Source organism: Rhodanobacter sp. DHB23 (assembly GCF_014842975.1).
Classification (GTDB): Bacteria; Pseudomonadota; Gammaproteobacteria; order Xanthomonadales; family Rhodanobacteraceae; genus Rhodanobacter_A.
Window position 1 is genome coordinate 254342 of the sequence record NZ_JACYXK010000027.1, and the last position, 15297, is coordinate 269638.

The 15297-nt window shown below is 65.7% G+C and carries 13 protein-coding genes; 7 read left to right on the top strand and 6 right to left on the bottom strand.

The genetic code is table 11. The annotated features are described in order from the left end of the window. Positions 1 to 219 precede the first annotated feature (219 nt). Together IHE47_RS11075 and IHE47_RS11080 are read right to left on the bottom strand one after the other, a co-directional pair. Positions 220 to 1146 carry a M14 family metallocarboxypeptidase gene (locus IHE47_RS11075; protein WP_192105946.1) on the bottom strand — a complete coding sequence of 309 codons (927 nt, stop codon included), beginning with the start codon at positions 1144 to 1146 and terminating at the stop codon, positions 220 to 222. A 222-nt stretch (positions 1147 to 1368) separates the two neighbouring features. Continuing rightward, positions 1369 to 1980, bottom strand: a complete 612-nt coding sequence (locus tag IHE47_RS11080) for an OmpH family outer membrane protein (RefSeq protein WP_192105947.1) — start codon at positions 1978 to 1980, stop codon at positions 1369 to 1371. Positions 1981 to 2217: 237 nt separating this feature from the next. Between IHE47_RS11080 and IHE47_RS11085 the strand changes: the two genes are divergently transcribed. From IHE47_RS11085 to IHE47_RS11105, 5 genes are all read left to right on the top strand, one after another. Further along, entirely contained in the window at positions 2218 to 3528 is a 1311-nt protein-coding gene (locus IHE47_RS11085) for a glycoside hydrolase family 2 (RefSeq protein WP_225561772.1), read from the top strand. A gap of 173 nt (positions 3529 to 3701) precedes the next feature. Then, entirely contained in the window at positions 3702 to 4331 is a 630-nt protein-coding gene (locus IHE47_RS11090; protein WP_192105948.1) for a GntR family transcriptional regulator, read from the top strand. Positions 4332 to 4505: 174 nt separating this feature from the next. Beyond that, the gene (locus IHE47_RS11095; protein ID WP_192105949.1) at positions 4506 to 4652 is read left to right on the top strand and encodes a benenodin family lasso peptide; all 147 of its coding nucleotides are present in this window, start codon (positions 4506 to 4508) and stop codon (positions 4650 to 4652) included. 54 nt (positions 4653 to 4706) lie between these two features. Continuing rightward, the gene (locus IHE47_RS11100; RefSeq protein WP_192105950.1) at positions 4707 to 5387 is read left to right on the top strand and encodes a lasso peptide biosynthesis B2 protein; all 681 of its coding nucleotides are present in this window, start codon (positions 4707 to 4709) and stop codon (positions 5385 to 5387) included. Continuing rightward, entirely contained in the window at positions 5387 to 7138 is a 1752-nt protein-coding gene (locus IHE47_RS11105; protein ID WP_192105951.1) for an asparagine synthase C-terminal domain-containing protein, read from the top strand. The genes IHE47_RS11100 and IHE47_RS11105 overlap by 1 nt, the downstream gene beginning before the upstream one ends. Here the strand turns inward: IHE47_RS11105 and IHE47_RS11110 are convergent. Both IHE47_RS11110 and IHE47_RS11115 read right to left on the bottom strand, forming a co-directional pair. Further along, a complete protein-coding gene (locus tag IHE47_RS11110) occupies positions 7105 to 9270 on the bottom strand; it encodes an Atxe2 family lasso peptide isopeptidase (protein WP_225561812.1) in 2166 nt (721 codons plus the stop codon). The genes IHE47_RS11105 and IHE47_RS11110 overlap by 34 nt on opposite strands. A gap of 10 nt (positions 9271 to 9280) precedes the next feature. Beyond that, positions 9281 to 11686: a TonB-dependent receptor gene (locus IHE47_RS11115; protein WP_192105953.1), complete on the bottom strand. Its 2406-nt coding sequence runs from the start codon at positions 11684 to 11686 to the stop codon at positions 9281 to 9283. Positions 11687 to 12242: 556 nt separating this feature from the next. Between IHE47_RS11115 and IHE47_RS11120 the strand changes: the two genes are divergently transcribed. Then, on the top strand, positions 12243 to 12614 hold the full coding sequence (locus tag IHE47_RS11120; protein WP_225561773.1) for a DNA-binding protein: 372 nt from the start codon (positions 12243 to 12245) through the stop codon (positions 12612 to 12614). A 417-nt stretch (positions 12615 to 13031) separates the two neighbouring features. On the opposite strand, the gene IHE47_RS11125 is transcribed toward IHE47_RS11120, so the two are convergent. Beyond that, positions 13032 to 13589 (bottom strand): hypothetical protein, encoded by a 558-nt coding sequence (locus IHE47_RS11125; protein WP_225561775.1) that lies wholly within the window; start codon positions 13587 to 13589, stop codon positions 13032 to 13034. Positions 13590 to 13659: 70 nt separating this feature from the next. Here IHE47_RS11125 and IHE47_RS11130 point away from each other — a divergent pair, with 70 nt between their 5' ends. Continuing rightward, the gene (locus IHE47_RS11130; RefSeq protein WP_192105954.1) at positions 13660 to 14442 is read left to right on the top strand and encodes a DoxX family protein; all 783 of its coding nucleotides are present in this window, start codon (positions 13660 to 13662) and stop codon (positions 14440 to 14442) included. A gap of 88 nt (positions 14443 to 14530) precedes the next feature. On the opposite strand, the gene IHE47_RS11135 is transcribed toward IHE47_RS11130, so the two are convergent. Then, positions 14531 to 15295: an NrdJb gene (locus IHE47_RS11135; RefSeq protein ID WP_192105955.1), complete on the bottom strand. Its 765-nt coding sequence runs from the start codon at positions 15293 to 15295 to the stop codon at positions 14531 to 14533. Positions 15296 to 15297 lie beyond the last annotated feature (2 nt).

Here is a 15297-nt window from a genome sequence, read left to right on the forward strand (position 1 = left end):
CACAGGGGACCTGATCAGCGTCGTGTCTCAGCGGCAAGCTGATTTGCTCCTCCCCCTGCTTGCAGGGGGAGGCTGGGAGGGGGTGAAACCTTGCGAAGGACTCTCATGGCTTGCCTCGCAAGAGCCTGACCCCACCCAGCCCTCCCCTGCATGCAGGGGAGGGAGACAGAACATGGCACGACTGGGACTCGACGCTAATCAGGCACAGGGGAGAGGGGGTCATCCCCGGCCGTGCGCCAGCGCGTAGTCGATCGCCGCGCGCACCGCCGCCGCCTGCGCGTCGTTGCACTGCGCGGGCGTGGCGCGCGGGCTGTCCGGGTAGACCTCGGTGGTGGTGCGGTAATGCGCGTTGGTGATGCCGGCGCACAGGCCCAGCTTGCGGCAGTCGTATTCGATCACGCCATGCGCCACCACCGGCGAGCCGATGATGGTGCCGTCGGGATCGGCCGGCGCGATGTGGGTGACCTTGGCCACCTCCGCGATCACCGCCTGCTGGAAGGCCGGCTCCGGCCGCGCGCTGTCCGCGCACAGGTAGAAACCGTCCGGGATGGTGCCCGGCTCGAACGGCTTGCCGTCGCGCGCGGCCAGCGCGGGACGGTATTCGCTCTCGTCGGTGTCGGTGGTCTCGTGCAGGTCGATGTGCATGCACGCCGTGTCGCGCAACGGCGAGAGCAGGCGCCACAGCGCGGCGGACTCCTGCGCCGGGCTGTCCGCGCGGAAATTGCGGTTGGGGTCCAGCGCATCCGCGTTCCAGCGATGGATGCGCTCGTAGCCCCACGGGCTCACGCAGGGCACGGCCAGCAGGTTGACGCGGCCCGCGTAGCGCGCCGCGTCGTGCTCGAGGAATTGCAGCGCGCCGTGCACGCCGCTGGTCTCGTAGCCGTGCACGCCGCCGGTGAGCAGCATCACCGGTAGCGCGTCGTTCCAGTCGCGGCTCTTCACGAAGAACAGCGGGTAGCTTTCCGGCGCGTAGTCCAGCCGCCCGTACTCGCCCACCTCGAAGTTCGCCCGCAACGCCATGATGCGATCCTGCACTTCATCCGCGTAGCTGCGCAGGCGGCGCTGGCGCGCGCGCCATTCGGCGACTTCCGCCGCCCCCCAGGGCTTGCCGGGCGTACCGATGGGATAGAAGGCGGGTGCGGTCATGACGGGCTCCACTGCGACGATCGACTGGCTTGGGACTCTAGCACCGCGCCGGTATCGCGCCCGCGACTGTGCGCGATTCCGCGTTGCCGGCACGGCTCTTCCTGAAGGGTACGGCCACGGATGACCGCCCATTCGATCTCCGCGCCCATGGACGAACGCAAAAACGAAAGCCGCCGCACGGGGTGCGGCGGCTTTCCGGTTTCGCTGCGTCGTCGCTGGCGCTTACTTGCCGGTGCTGGCCGGCAGCGGCTCCAGGTTGAAGTTGAGCGTGGTGATCCTGCCGTCCAGGCCGCTCACCACTTCGGGCGTGAGGTCGTTGGTGGTGTTGCCGCCCAGCACCGCGTCGCGGTTCAACAGCAGGCCGCAGTGGTGGCTGCTGTAGGTGCTGTTGACGATGGGCTGCGCCTGCTGGCCGATCTGTTCCATCACCTTGCCGCGGGTCAGCTGGATGCGCTGGTCGAGCTGCTGCGCCTGCGCCTGGAAGGTCTGCATGCGCTGCTGCAGGGCCTGGCCCTGCTGCTGGCGCTGCGCCTCGGTGAGCGTGGAAGCCTTCTGCTGATAGGCCTGGATGTCCGCGTCCAGCGGCTTGCGCTCGGTCTCCAGCGACTGCTGCTGCTGCGTCGCCAGCGACTTCAGGCGCTCGCTCGCGGCCTGGCCCACCTTGGACTGCGCGAACACCGCCTCGCGCGACAGCATGCACACGCCCGGCACCGCGTTGCCGCCCAGCGGATTGGCGGCGGGCGCAGCAGCGGCCTGCGCCGACGCGGCAGGAGCGAAGGAAAAGCCGGTAGCGGCAGCCAGCGCGGCGACAAGCAAGGTGCGGTGCAGGTTCATGGGCGGTATCCGATGGCAAGGTTCGAGGATGCCCTGGGCCGCAACGGCCCGAGGCGAACCGCCATCCTACAAGGGCGAAGCTGTCTGCGTCATGGCTGCGCACGCCGCACGCAGGCGGGCGGTCTGGCACACGACAGGGGGCCGGCCCGCCCCGAAGATGCCAGGGAACCAGGGCGGGCGCAGGCCCGCGCCTGCCTCTGCGGCTGGATCCACCGCCGTTCTGGAGACCATTGAAGGATGCCCAGGCCAACCGCTTCGACAGCGCCATCGATCGCCACGACGGGACGCCGGCTGGCCGCCGGCATCGTCGTGGCGACGCTGCTGGCCCTGACCATCGTGGTCGCCGACCTGGCGAATGGCGGTCGTGCCGATCCGCCGCCGCTGCGCTCCGCCGCCACCCTGCTCGACGGCACCTGGCGATTCCATGTCGGCGACGATCCACGCTGGGCAAACGCCGATGCCGACGACAGCGGCTGGGAGACGGTCGACCTGACCGCCCCTCCGGGCAGCCACGACGGCGACGTGGGCCTGCCCGACTACGTGGGCGGCTGGATGGCGCACGGCCATCCCGGTTACCACGGCTACGCCTGGTACCGGCGTGCGGTGGCGGTGCCGGCCGGGCACGCAGCGTGGGACATCCTCGGGCCCACCCTCGTCGAGGACGGCTACGAACTGTATTGGAACGGCCGTTTGCTGGGCGGCTCGGGCCGGCTCGGCGCAAACCCGCGCGTCGTCGGCACGCGGCCACTGCAGTTCGCCCTGCCCGCCGATGCCGCGGGCACGCGCGGCGTGCTCGCCGTGCGCACCTACATGGACCCCGGCTCGGCGGCCAGCCCCGACGGCGGCGGCATGCACACCGCGCCCATACTGGCGCCACGACCGATCGGCGATGCGCTGCACCGCGTGCAATGGGCGCGCAGCATCGCCGGCTACATCGTCGAAGTGGTCGAACCGGTCGCCATGCTGGCGCTCATCGGCCTGGCGCTCGGATACCGGTCGCGCAGCAACCGCAAGGGCTTCCTGGCCTTCGCCAGCGTGGCGCTCGCGCTCATGGCCGTCCGGCGCCTGGAGAATGCGATCGTCGCGTGGACCGACCTGGAAAGCCTGGCCACCTATGCATGGCTGGCGTCGGTGCTGTGGATACCGACGGTAGCCGCCTGGACATGCGCGTGGAATCGCTGGTGCCCGCGGGCTTGGCGAAGCATCGACGTGGCTGCGCTGGCGCTGGCGGTCGCTGGAATGGCCGGCGCTGCGATGCACTCCGTGGCCTGGACGAGTGCCAGCCGATTCGCCTCGCTGGCACTGTTCGTCGTGATCGGCGTGCGCATCGCACGCAGCGACCCGATGCGGCGGCTGGCGCTCACCACGCTGGCCTCGATCGCGGCCTCGCTGTTCGGCGACGAACTGCTGGGCATGATCGGCATCCCGGGCATCTGGTTTCCGTTCGGCATCGGCGTGTCGCGTACGCAATACGTCTATGCGATCGCCATTCCGCTGCTGGCCTTCCTGGTCGCGCGGACCGTCCTTCCGAAGAAAGCGCATCGATAGGCAGCGCAGGGACATTCCGCTGGCGCGGTGCCACGGCACGCCGCCGGCGAAGCAGGATGGGCCCGCATGCTCCGGCACTTTCCGCCAGATGAAAGTCGAAATATCTTGCGAAACACCAGATCCCTGTACCATCCGCCGCAGGAGTCAACCATCCGCAGACATGGAGTCCAGCTATGGATGCGACCCACTCCAAAAGCGCTTTCGTGTACGAACAGGTCAGACGCGCACTGCGGTCGGGGCGCTATGCACCCGGGCAATGGATCGATCCGACCGGGCTCGCCGCCGAGTTCCATACCAGCCCCACGCCGGTCCGGTTCGCCCTGTACCGCCTGGTCGGCGAGGCCCTGATCGTCGATCACGCCCGCGGCGGGCTGCACGTCCCGTTGCTCACCGAAGTCGCCATGCACGACCTCTACGACTGGATGGAACGCCTGCTGCTGATGGCATGCGATATCGGCGTACCACCGGCATCCCGGAAGGCGGAGAAACCCGAGCCCGTGCCTGCCGACGGCGACCTGGCCAAGCTGACGTGGCAGCTGTTCGATGCGATCGCCCGCGGGGCGGCGCATCGCCTCCTGCATCATGCCGCGAAGCAGGCCAACGACCGGCTGGCGCCGATACGTCGCGCCAAACAGGGATTGCTCGAACACAGCTTCGAAGAACTCGCCGAGCTGAACCGGCTGTGGCAGGCACGCGACGTCCCGTCACTGAAATCCGCACTGCGCGCCTACCACGAACGCCGGAAGCAGAACGTCCCGCGCATCGTGGCCCTGTTGAATGATCGCAGCGAGTACCTGCACTAGCGCGCGCCAGCCGTGGCAGGGTCGAAGCAGGCCGAATCCTCCATGGCGGAACGACCGTCACGCCCCCGGAATAATCACCGGATGACAGCGCAATAATCATTTGAAAATAAAAAATCCCGGCTCCTACGCTGCCCGCGTCATGGGATCGCCATGACGCAACCGCAGGAGATTGAGATGAACACGAACGAGAACACCCGCAACAACGCATCGGACGATGTCATCGAGCTCGGCGTCGCCAGCGTCGAGACCCAGGGCCCCGGTGTGGGGATCGAATTGGCCGGTCCTGGCCAGCAGACCCTCGGCGCAATCGCCGAGGAGTGATCAACCGGGCGCGCCGTTCCGGCGCGCCCTTCCCCTCTCCACGGGAAAACACGCATGCAGTACCAACTACGCGACGGCCTGTCGTTCTGCATCGTCGACGACCACCCGGTCTTCCTGGACACAAGCGGTGATCGCTACTTCATGCTTCCCGAGGCGCTGGAGTCTGCATTCACTGCATATATCGAAGGACGCGACGCATCCACTTCGTCCCTGCGCACTCTCCTCGGGCACAGGATCCTGCTTCCCGAAGGGCATCCGGATCGGAGATGCGAAACGTCCAGTGCCGAACCGGTGACACGCAGTGCGATGGAGGACCAGACGCAAGGCGATGGCGTGTCCGCCCGCACCTACCTCGAAATTCTCGCGATCGTCTGCAGGGTCAGAAGTCGCCTTCGAAGAAAGAACCTTCACGCGTTGCTGAGCGATCTGGCCGCCCATCGCAGAGGCAAGGCAGGCTGCACAGCCGCAGCCAGTGGCAAGTCCATCGAAGAGAACTTGGTCGCCGCCGCCAACCAATTCCGCCATGCACGAAAGTGGGTTCCCCTGGGGACCACGTGTCTTCTCGACTCGCTGTCGCTGGTCACGTACCTGGCAAATCACCAGCTTCCAGCGGACCTGGTGTTTGGCGTGGCGCTCTCGCCCTTCTCGGCCCATTGCTGGGTCCAGTTCCGCCACATCGTCTTGAACGAAACGGTGACTGGCGCAACCGCACATACACCGATATTGGTGTGGTGATGAGCTACAGGTTTCTCGCACTCGCCAGCGACGAAGGCCGGAATACTCCGCCGATCCACGCCGCGACGTGGAAGGCCCTCGGCATGCAGTGCCAGTTGTCACAAGGCAACCTGCAGGTATTCGTCGCGGACGACACGCCCACACTCTCCATTCCCGGCCGCGGGATCTTGGTCGGCCGTCTGTTCAACAGGCATGGGCGACCCGTCACGGGGGAACTGGATTTCGGTCGGACGGACATCCCGCTCCAAAAGTACCTTCTGGAAAGCTTCTGGGGCGAATACGTCCTCGTCGAGCCGGGACAGGGGAACGAGACCGCTGCCAGGTTCCTGCGTGACCCTTCCGGCGGCATGCCATGCTTTTACTCCGCCATCGCAGGCACCGGGTTTGTCACGTCCAGCGTGTCGCTGGCAACCGAGCTTGGACTATGCGGCCGGGAGGTGGACTGGGACTTCGTCCTTCATGTCCTTGCCTATACCTATCTCAAGTCGGAACGCACGGGACTTCGGGAGATCCGGGAGCTGCTGCCCGGTTGTTCGCTGGAGATCGAGGGTGACCACATTTCCACGAGGGCAATCTGGTCTCCATGGACCTTCGTCGCGCCAGACCGACGCCAGACCGATCTCGCCGAAGCGTCAGCCAGCATCCGTGACGCCGTTTCCCTGGCCGTAAAGGCATGGGCGGAAGTGGACCGAACCGTCTTGCTCGAGCTGTCAGGCGGGCTCGATTCCTCGATCGTGGCAGCCTGTCTGCGCAAGGCCGAGGCGAAAACCATTTGTTGCACCATGGTCGCACCCGTGCCCGGAACGGACGAGCGGCAATACGCCAGGCAGGTGGCAGACCATCTTCGGTTCGAGCTGCTGTCGGCGGACATCGACCTGGAGAACGCCCGGTTTGACTTCCCGCCACCGCTGGACTCCGCCTCGCCGGGCATGGGGATACTTCATTACCCCGTCGACTCCGCGGTTTCGACACTTGCGAGCAGTCTCGGTACGACCAGCCTCTTCTCGGGTGCCGGGGGCGACACCATATTCTGTTACCTGCAAGGTGCGACGCCTGCCGCGGATGCACTCAGGGAGAGAGGAATTTCCGCCGGAATCGCCGCGATCCTGGACCTGTCCTCACTGCATCGATGCACCCTGACGCGAGCCGCACGATTGACACTGCGGAAGCTGATACATGGAGCCAAGCCACATTGGAGACCGAATCACGAACTCCTGGACCACTCGGGTTGCGACATGCCGTTCGACGCGCACCCCTGGTTCGACACGCCCGAGAACGCGCTTCCCGGCGATCAGGAGCGGATATCCGACCTGGTCGGAACGCAGTCGTACCGCGACGGCATCGCGCGCAGCGCCCGCTGGCCGATGCGTTACCCGCTTCTCTCGCAACCGGTGATGGAAGCATGCCTGGGCGTACCGACCTGGATGTGGATCACCGGGGGACGGAACAGGTCGGTCGCGCGGATGGCGTTCTCCCACGCGCTGCCCGACAGCATTTTGAACCGCAGGAGCAAAGGCACGTACAGCAGGTACTACGCTGCCATCTACGAGAGAAAGAGGGACGACATGCTGCGCTTCCTGGTGGACGGGGCACTCGCATCGCGAGGCTTCCTCGATGTGGACGGCCTCAGGCGCGAGGCCGGATCCGCCTATCGGCCGGAAAGCCCATTGAACACGCGCGTATTCGACCTTTGCATGGTCGAGAACTGGATACGCCATCAGGGCACCTTTTCCTCCCTCCGCGGTCCGTGAGCACCATCGGCCTGCATCGTGCGCCAACGTGCGTACTGGTGCTGTTTCATGGGATTCGGATCCTCGTATCCCTGCAACCAGAATCTGAACCAGTCGACGTTCCGCTCGTAGACGGCCAGCTTGTGCAGCGGCTGGAACTTGATATGCGGCTCGTCCGGAAAGACATACATGTCCGCCCGTCCCTTCCGGATCAGCGGCAGCGTGTATTCCACCGCCATCAGGTACTCCTGCTCCGGCATCTGGAACAGGACCGGCGCCTCGATCCTGTCCAGGTTGAACACTGGCGACATCATCCGCCAGCGCCGCGGGCTCTCTTCGGGCGATCCGAGTTGCCAGTTCTGCCTTACCACCTCGCGAAAACCCTTTCGCAGACTGTTGAACAGATACCAGTTCGGAGTGAGGGATGGCGACGAGATCGAGGCCGCGGCCAGCAGGTGGGATCGCATGAGCGTCCACATCGTCACCTCGCTTCCATAGCTCAGGCCACCCATGCCGACCCTGGCGGGATCAATGCGCCCTTGTTTGGCTAGCATGTCCACCGCGCCCTCAACCGCCGAAAGGCCTTGGTCGTAATACCTGGCGACATCGACGTAGCCCGGATTTGCGTTGATGCACAGCGCGGAAATCCCATCGCCGGCCAGTGTCGCCAACGGCCATTCGTCCCCGACGCCACCACGCAGGAACCCCTCGCAGCTGTAGTACGTCACGAACAATGGCGGCCGGGTTGCTCCCCGTGCCGCGAACAGCCAGCCGGAATATTCCTCTCCATGCCCTCCTCGCCATTGCAGGAATTCGGCAGGCATGGTCGCCGCCATGTCGGACGCCAGCCCCGCGTTCGGATCGAACAGTACCGTCCTTCGTCCCGTCTCGATATCGATCGCCTCAAGTCGCGGCGGACGGTCTGCTTCCGCAGTGACGCACACCAGCAGGACGGCGGAAACGCCGCAGGGAACATCCTGGAAGCGCTGTTGCGTACTGTCTCCTCCGAGCAGCCCGCGGGACCGCAAGACCAGTTCGACCGTGCCCCGCTTGACGTCCCATCGGTAGATCGACTGCGCCCTTCCCTGGCGCCGATCGGTGACGGTGAACAGCACGTCATCGCTTCCTGGGCGCCATTCGACCGCCGTGATGTTCTTGCCCGTGCACAAGGGGGCCTGGCACTTCACCGGGTGGCCGGACTCCGCGTCCGGCAGCACGGCGAGTTCGACGTCCGGCTTGATGAATCGCCCCACCGCGTCCCCGACCCTTGTCAGGAGCGCAATACGGCCATCCTGAGCATTCAACGCCCATTTCCATGGTTTCAGGCGGTCCAACGTTTCCTTGATCGCGGGAGCTGGCCCTGGTGGCCCTGACTGGCCTACGTCCCGTTTCTTCAACGTCTCGAGGTCGACCTCCTTCCACCGGTCGGCCACCTTGCTCAGCAACGGCCCCGGTTCGAACCACTTCCCGACGAAGCGCTGGGTGGTCGGTCGTCCCTGCACCTCGCTCGAACGGAACAATCCGGCTCCGATGAAGATGGTGTCGTCGATGTGCACGCCACTGTCGTACTCCGCCTGCTCCGCAGTAGCGATCTCTTCCCGCGTAGCTCCCACGCTGTAGCTCAGGACGGTGCCGTCCTTGTCCAGCCTGAAGTCCCGCACATCCGCCGGGTCGGATGCAACGGGGACAGCACCCGAGCCATCCGCTGCAGCACGCCATACCTCGACCCTCCCACCAATGAGCGCACGGTAGAAGATGGCGCGGCCATCGTGCGCCCAGACCGGGATCGTGGGAGTGGAAAGTCCGGTCGAATAGTCGCGAAGCGGCGCTCCGCCATCCGCGATGCGTTGCGGCGGCCCCGCTCCATCCAGGCGTTGGACGTACCAGCGGGTGTCGTAGCGGTTGCGCTCGGTCGATGCCTGTTCCAGCCTGAAGGCCACGCTGTTTCCGTCAGGCGAGACGGCAGGCCCGACGATGTCTGCGACCTCCAGCAATCGCTCCGGCGAGATGCGCGCCACTTGGGCCGCAACCGTGGACGAGAGCAGCGCCACTCCCAACAGCAACCATGGCCTTGCAACCGGACCGACGCGGCTCCTGGATGGCGCCGCTCGCGCACTGGCCTCGGCATCGGCCGATCCTGCACTGCAGTTCATGTCGGCCACCTCACCAATGCTTGGACAGGGCGACACCCAGAAACCGGCCGATCGCGGAATAGTTCGTCGAGTCGTAGGGAACGTCGGCCATCGCGACCGGCGTATACAGGGGCGGCGCCCTGTTGAGCAGGTTCTGGCCAGTAAGGGAGAGCTCCAGCCCCGACCAGGGGCCGCGAAGTCCATCGAAGGCATAGCGGATCGTCGCGTCGAAGGTCGTGAATGAGGACGTCTTCCTGCCCGAGACCTGATCGGTCACGCCACCGACGTATTTCGCAAATAGCGAGGCAGAGAAGCCGCCACTCGCCCAGACGGCGCCCGCGCGGGCATTGAGCTTCGCAGGGTAGAAGAGCGTGCCGGACAGGTCGAATGGCGCCTGATTCGCGGTATTCCTTTGCCAGCTGTCCAGCCAGCTTGCTGAACCGCGAATGGTCAGCTTTCCCGTTCCCAGGTCCATGCGGTAGGACCCGGTGAGGTCCATGCCGTCGATGTGCTGGCGCATTGCGTTGGCGTATTGCCCATAGGCAATGGCAACCACTTTGCCAGGATCGTATTTGGCGCCTGCGTAGTTGTAGAACGCGTAGTTGTAGGTCGCGAGGACGGCCGCCAGTTCTTCGGCAGTCGGCGAGTACTGGATGAAATCGGCAAGTGCGGGATTGCTCAGGCTCTGGCTGTAGACCGGAAGTGGCTGCACCACGCGGTCGTCGTAATTGATGCGGAACCAACTCAGCTCAGCCTCGAGTGCGGGCAACGCTGCCGGATGAAAGTCCAGGGATGCCGTGAGCGTATTGGCGCGCTCCGGCTTGAGATTCGGGTTGCCACCGAACGCCATCAGCACGGTGGCATCCGGTGGATACCCCGCGCCACCTACTGCGCTTGCGGTCCACAGGCCCGCGATGCGGCTTGCATACAGCTGGCCAAGCAAGGGCGCCTTGAACGATTTCCCCCAGGATGCCTTGAGGGTGAAATCCTCGCCCGGACCATAGATCAGCCCAAGCTTGGGCGTAGTGACGCTGCCGAAGCTGTTGTAGTTTTCCCAGCGCAGGGCGGCGGACAGCTCCAGCCGCCGGATACCGGCGACACCCGTGTCCGGACCGACAAAGGGCAGATTCAATTCCCCGTAGAAGTAGCGGCTTTCCTGCCGTCCGCTTTCGCGCGTGCTGCCCAGGAAGGAGCGGTTCTCATACCGAGTCGTCCGGCTTCCCGCCCCCACCGCCAGTCGCGCGTCGTCGCCAGGCAGTGCGAACAATGGACCTTCCGCCCCGACCTCGGCCGACCCACCCTCGTTGCAGTAGCAGGAGTGAAGCACAAGGGTCTCGGCACCCGTCCCCGCGACCACCATCTGCGTCCAGTTGAGGTTGCTGTCCTTGCCCCATGTCGCTTCAACCGTTCCTGTCCAGTCGCCGGGAAGGTCGACCGTGAGGCTCGGTGCCACAGACGTGGTGGTGGTGTGAGAGATGTTCTCGTAATAGAACGCGCCATAGTTCTGGAACCACGTCTGGTCCCGTTCCGTCCTGAAAGCGTCCATCTGGAACTCGACACGATCGCCCAGGGCCTGATGGACGCTGAGCAGGCCGCTATGGAGTTCACTTCCCGGGTAGAGGACGAACGGCTCACCCATGTATGCCGTGTAATTGCGCTGGTCCGCGTGGATCGGGTCCACCGTGGTGTCTTCGTATGCCGCTATCAGCCCGCCGCTTGCCCAGGTTGTGCCGGCAACAGCGGTGTATTCCCTCGTCGCCAGCCCACCGTCCGTTGCCCCGCCGTAGCGGGCACCGACCGTCACTCCGTCAAAGTCGCGCTTGAGCACCACGTTGCCGACGCCGGCCACCGCATCGGAGCCGTAGATGGCCGATGCACCATCGGCGACGATGTCGATGTGATCCACCGCCTCCACCGGGATGGCGCTGATGTCCACCGCCTCGCCGAAGCCGCTATTGGGAAGACGCCGGCCATCCAGCAGCGTCAGCGTGGCATCCGCCCCGATTCCCCGCAGGTTGAGGCTCGATCCTCCCGTCGCGTTCTGGTTGTAGGTATTTCCCGAGCCCGTCGCCGTGACGACGCCGGGGTTCTGCCCGCCGCTGAAGTTCTGGGGAAGGTCGCGTATCACCTCGCCGAGGTCACTCAAGCCCTCCTCCTGCATCTGCTCGCTGCCGATGGTGATCACCGGCGACGGCGTGCTGCCGCCACGGATGCGCGTGCCGGTGACCGTGACGGTCTGCAGGTTGGTGGTCGCTGGCGCCTTGGACGTGCCGGCCGGTTTCTTCGGATGCGTCTTGGTCGCCGCGTCGGTTGCTGACGTCCCATCCTGCGTGGTCGCGCCCCTCGTGGCGTCCTGGGCCGCGGCCCACTCGCTCACGCCGGGAGCGGCGACGAGCAAGGCGATGGAAATGGCATTGCGTAGCGTGCTGGTCTTCATGCTGCGTCCTTGTGCTTTCCCTAGGTGGACCCCGCCCGCACGCAGGCTTGACCGCGTGTCGGGCCAGGCAAGATCGTTCGATGCGATCGGCCCGGCATACGGCATGCATTGGCGGCACGGTGCCGCCAGCCAGGGACATCCACCGTCATGGCCGCCCTGGTCGCGGGTCGCTGGCCGGCCGTCGCCACCAACCCGCCCGCTCGCTCGCGTCAGGCCGGCGGTCCTCGAGGCGCGCGGCCGCCCCTGCCGCGCCGAGGCGGCCTCTTCGATTGCCTTGTCATGTCTTCCCTCGTGCAAACCGTGACTGGACGGTTCGCGGCTGGTCACCACCCCGCCCTCAAGCGGGGACACTCCCCGTGCCGCCCCGCATTGGCGTTGGCACCAAAGCCGTTCGCGCGCGCGTGCGGATCAGGAGCATCACCGGCCTTGTCCGCAACAGCGCCACGCCAGGCTTGTAGAATAGCAATTCTGATTTGTAATCACAAGCATAACTTGTCAAACGCGGTTGGTCGGCTTGCAAGAATGACTTGGACTTTCGCTGTACTTCCCGGTCCGCATGCCCCATCCCGCGCCTTACGTCGATTTCGCCAGCCGCCTGCAGCACGCATGCGACGAAGCCGGCGTGCCTGGCGGGCGCCAGCGCGTGGTCACGGTTGCCACGCATTTCGGCGTGGCCCGCGAAACGGCCAGGCTGTGGTTCGCCGGACGCGCCCTGCCGGAGCTGTCGCGACTGATCGAGATAGCCATGGAATACCGCTGCAGCCTGGACTGGCTGGCGATGGGGCGCGAGCCGGCAGCTTCGCGGGTCGGCGAACAGGCCTCCAGCTACGAAGCACTATCGGCGCAGGAGCGCCGCGTGATCTCGGCCATGCGTGGGCTCGGCGCGAAGCGCCGCGCCGGCCTGGTGGACTTGCTCTGCGAGCAGTGAACCGCGGGGCACGACCAGGCCCGGGACAATTCATCCATGAGCAGCCTTCCGCGGTCGAGGCGCGGGTTCGAGGCTTCCGGGCCGACGCATGACGGCATGCAGGCCAGCCGAGGAACCTGCCACCCGGCTGACTGCCACCCGCTCTGCCGTGATGATGGATCCGTTCCTGTTGCTGATCTGGCCGCCCATGGTCGCCGCCGGCCATATCAGCGCCTTCAATTGGGGCGAGACGTACGCGACTGGGTATTGGCTGCGGCGGCATGGGTAGTGGCTGACCCGTATCGCGGAGGCATGTTGGCCCGGGCCTGATCAACCCCAGTACTGGCCCGCCTTGCCTGGCGCAGTTCTCCCGGCACCCGCTTGCCCATCAGGAAATCCGCCACCACACCCGCGGCTCGCGGAACTGTCCTTGATCCGCTACCTGCAGCGCTGCAGCTGGGCGCCGTACTCGCGGGCAAGGTTGTCGACGACGTCGGCCGTCTGCAGCAGGTGGCGGTCGTGCTGCCACTGTCCGCTGCGGTAGCCGCCGATGCCCTCGTGGTAGGCCAGGTACAAGTGCCGCGGGTCCCACTTCGAGATGCCCAGCTCGCGATGGATGCGGTCGGTGTACCAGCCCAGGAAATCGAGCGAGTCATCCATGTCCTTGCGGCTCTTGAACCAGCGGCCGTTCTCTTTCAGGTATTCCTTCCACACCGGGTCCTGCGCCTGCGCGTAGCCATAGGCGCTGGACCGGCGCGGCAACGGGATGAACAGGAAGTGCGGCCGGGCCGGCTGGGCCTTCCTGCGGAAATCGGACTCCCGCTGCACGAACGCCATCAGTACATTGACCGGAGTGCCCCAGCGTTTCTGCGCCGCGCGGGCATCGCGGTACCAGTTGGGGTACTGGTCGAAGACCTGGCAGATGTCCTGGCTGTTGCGCGGCGGCGCAGTGGCGCAGCCACCCAGCGCCAGCAGGCCCATGACAAGAAGGACCAAGCCGTGATGTCGTACTGTTCGATGCAGCAGGATTGCCACCGACACCCTTTTCTTCGGAGAGGATCAAGCCATGCGTATCGCCAGCATAGGGCATGCCGTGTTTGCGGCGACCCTGGTCGCCCTCGGCCTCCTGGGCCTGACCGGAAGCGGATTCACCGTGATATGGCAGCCGGTGTTCGACCACATACCGGCCGCAACGCTATTGGCGACTCTCTGCGCCGTGGTTTCGCTGGCGTGCGGCCTCGGCCTGTTCTGGCCACGCTCGACGCCACTGGCGGCGCGCGTGCTGTTTGCCTACGCGCTGCTGTGGCTGCTGGTGTTCAAGCTGCCGCTGATCGTCCGGGCGCCGCTTACGGAAGGCTCGTACCAATACTGCAGCGAGATGGCGGTGGTCGTGGCGGCCACATGGGTACTGCATGCGTGGTTCGCCACCGACGCGGACCGGCGCCGGTTCGGCTTCGCCATTGGCCAGCGTGGCCTGCGCATGGCGCGCGTGCTCTACGGCCTGGCGCTGATCGGCTTCGGCTTCTCGCACTTCGTCTATCTCAACCTCACCGCCCCGCTGATTCCCCACTGGCTGCATGCGCCGGTGTTCTGGGCCTACCTGACCGGTGGCGCCTACCTCGCCGCAGGCGTGGCGATCCTGTTCAACGTACTCGCCCGGCTGGCCGCCACCCTCTCGGCCGTGATGATGGGCCTGTTCCTGCTGCTGATCTGGCTGCCCATGGTCGCCGCCGGCCATATCAGCGCCTTCAACTGGGGCGAGACCTATGCGACCTGGGTGCTGACGGCGGCGGCATGGGTGGTGGCGGATTCGTATCGCGGGATGCGCTGGCTCGGGTCTGGCAAGTGAGCCGGACATCGTCCTTCGGACGGCAACAACACAAAGGGCAGCGAAACGCTGCCCTTTGTGCTCCACACTTTTATCTATGGTGCACCTATCAACCGCACTTGCTGTATCCGCAGTTGAGGCAAGTCTGACATCCATCCATCAGCACCAACGCCTGCGTGTTGCACTTGTGGCAGAGCGTGGCGCCAGGCGGGAAGCTGCCGCCTTCGGCTTCAGCCTGGGTGGTCGCGACTGATGCCGCTCCTACGGACGAGACGCTGGCATCAGAGTTTTTTTTTGCGCTGGCCGCCTCGTAGGCAGCGCGCTTCTCGGCGATCAGCGCACGCTGGCTGTCGCTCATCTCGGGGTCGTGGATCAGCCCGATGTTCTTCATGTGCTGCTCGATCACCGCGCCGATCTCGGCGACGATGCTGGGCATGTAGACGCCGCCGGCCTTGAAGTAGCCGCCGCGCGGGTCGAAGACGGCCTTCATCTCCTCCACCAGGAAGGTGACGTCGCCGCCCTTGCGGAACACGGCGGAGAGGATGCGGGTGAGCGCCACGATCCACTGGAAGTGGTCCATGTTCTTCGAGTTGATGAAGATCTCGAAGGGGCGGCGCTGCTCATGCTTGGTGCCGGCGTTGAGCACGATGTCGTTGATGGTGACGTACAGCGCGTGCTCGAACAGCGGCGACTTGATCTTGAAGGTGGAGCCGATGAGCTGCTCGGGGCGCTCCAGGCTCTCGTGCATCTGGATGACTTCGGCCTGGCGCGGTTCGGCGGCCTTGGCCTGGGCGGGTGCGGCGGCGGGCGCGGCCTTGTCCTCGGGCTTGACGACGTTGTAGCCCTTGATCTTTTTTTCGATCTTGATCGCCATGG

Coding starts and splice junctions, on each gene's coding strand:
- IHE47_RS11075 (WP_192105946.1), bottom strand. CDS start 1,146: ATGACCGCACCCGCCTTCTATCCCATCGGTACGCCCGGCAAGCCCTGG.
- IHE47_RS11080 (WP_192105947.1), bottom strand. CDS start 1,980: ATGAACCTGCACCGCACCTTGCTTGTCGCCGCGCTGGCTGCCGCTACC.
- IHE47_RS11085 (WP_225561772.1), top strand. CDS start 2,218: ATGCCCAGGCCAACCGCTTCGACAGCGCCATCGATCGCCACGACGGGA.
- IHE47_RS11090 (WP_192105948.1), top strand. CDS start 3,702: ATGGATGCGACCCACTCCAAAAGCGCTTTCGTGTACGAACAGGTCAGA.
- IHE47_RS11095 (WP_192105949.1), top strand. CDS start 4,506: ATGAACACGAACGAGAACACCCGCAACAACGCATCGGACGATGTCATC.
- IHE47_RS11100 (WP_192105950.1), top strand. CDS start 4,707: ATGCAGTACCAACTACGCGACGGCCTGTCGTTCTGCATCGTCGACGAC.
- IHE47_RS11105 (WP_192105951.1), top strand. CDS start 5,387: ATGAGCTACAGGTTTCTCGCACTCGCCAGCGACGAAGGCCGGAATACT.
- IHE47_RS11110 (WP_225561812.1), bottom strand. CDS start 9,270: ATGAACTGCAGTGCAGGATCGGCCGATGCCGAGGCCAGTGCGCGAGCG.
- IHE47_RS11115 (WP_192105953.1), bottom strand. CDS start 11,686: ATGAAGACCAGCACGCTACGCAATGCCATTTCCATCGCCTTGCTCGTC.
- IHE47_RS11120 (WP_225561773.1), top strand. CDS start 12,243: ATGCCCCATCCCGCGCCTTACGTCGATTTCGCCAGCCGCCTGCAGCAC.
- IHE47_RS11130 (WP_192105954.1), top strand. CDS start 13,660: ATGCGTATCGCCAGCATAGGGCATGCCGTGTTTGCGGCGACCCTGGTC.
- IHE47_RS11135 (WP_192105955.1), bottom strand. CDS start 15,295: ATGGCGATCAAGATCGAAAAAAAGATCAAGGGCTACAACGTCGTCAAG.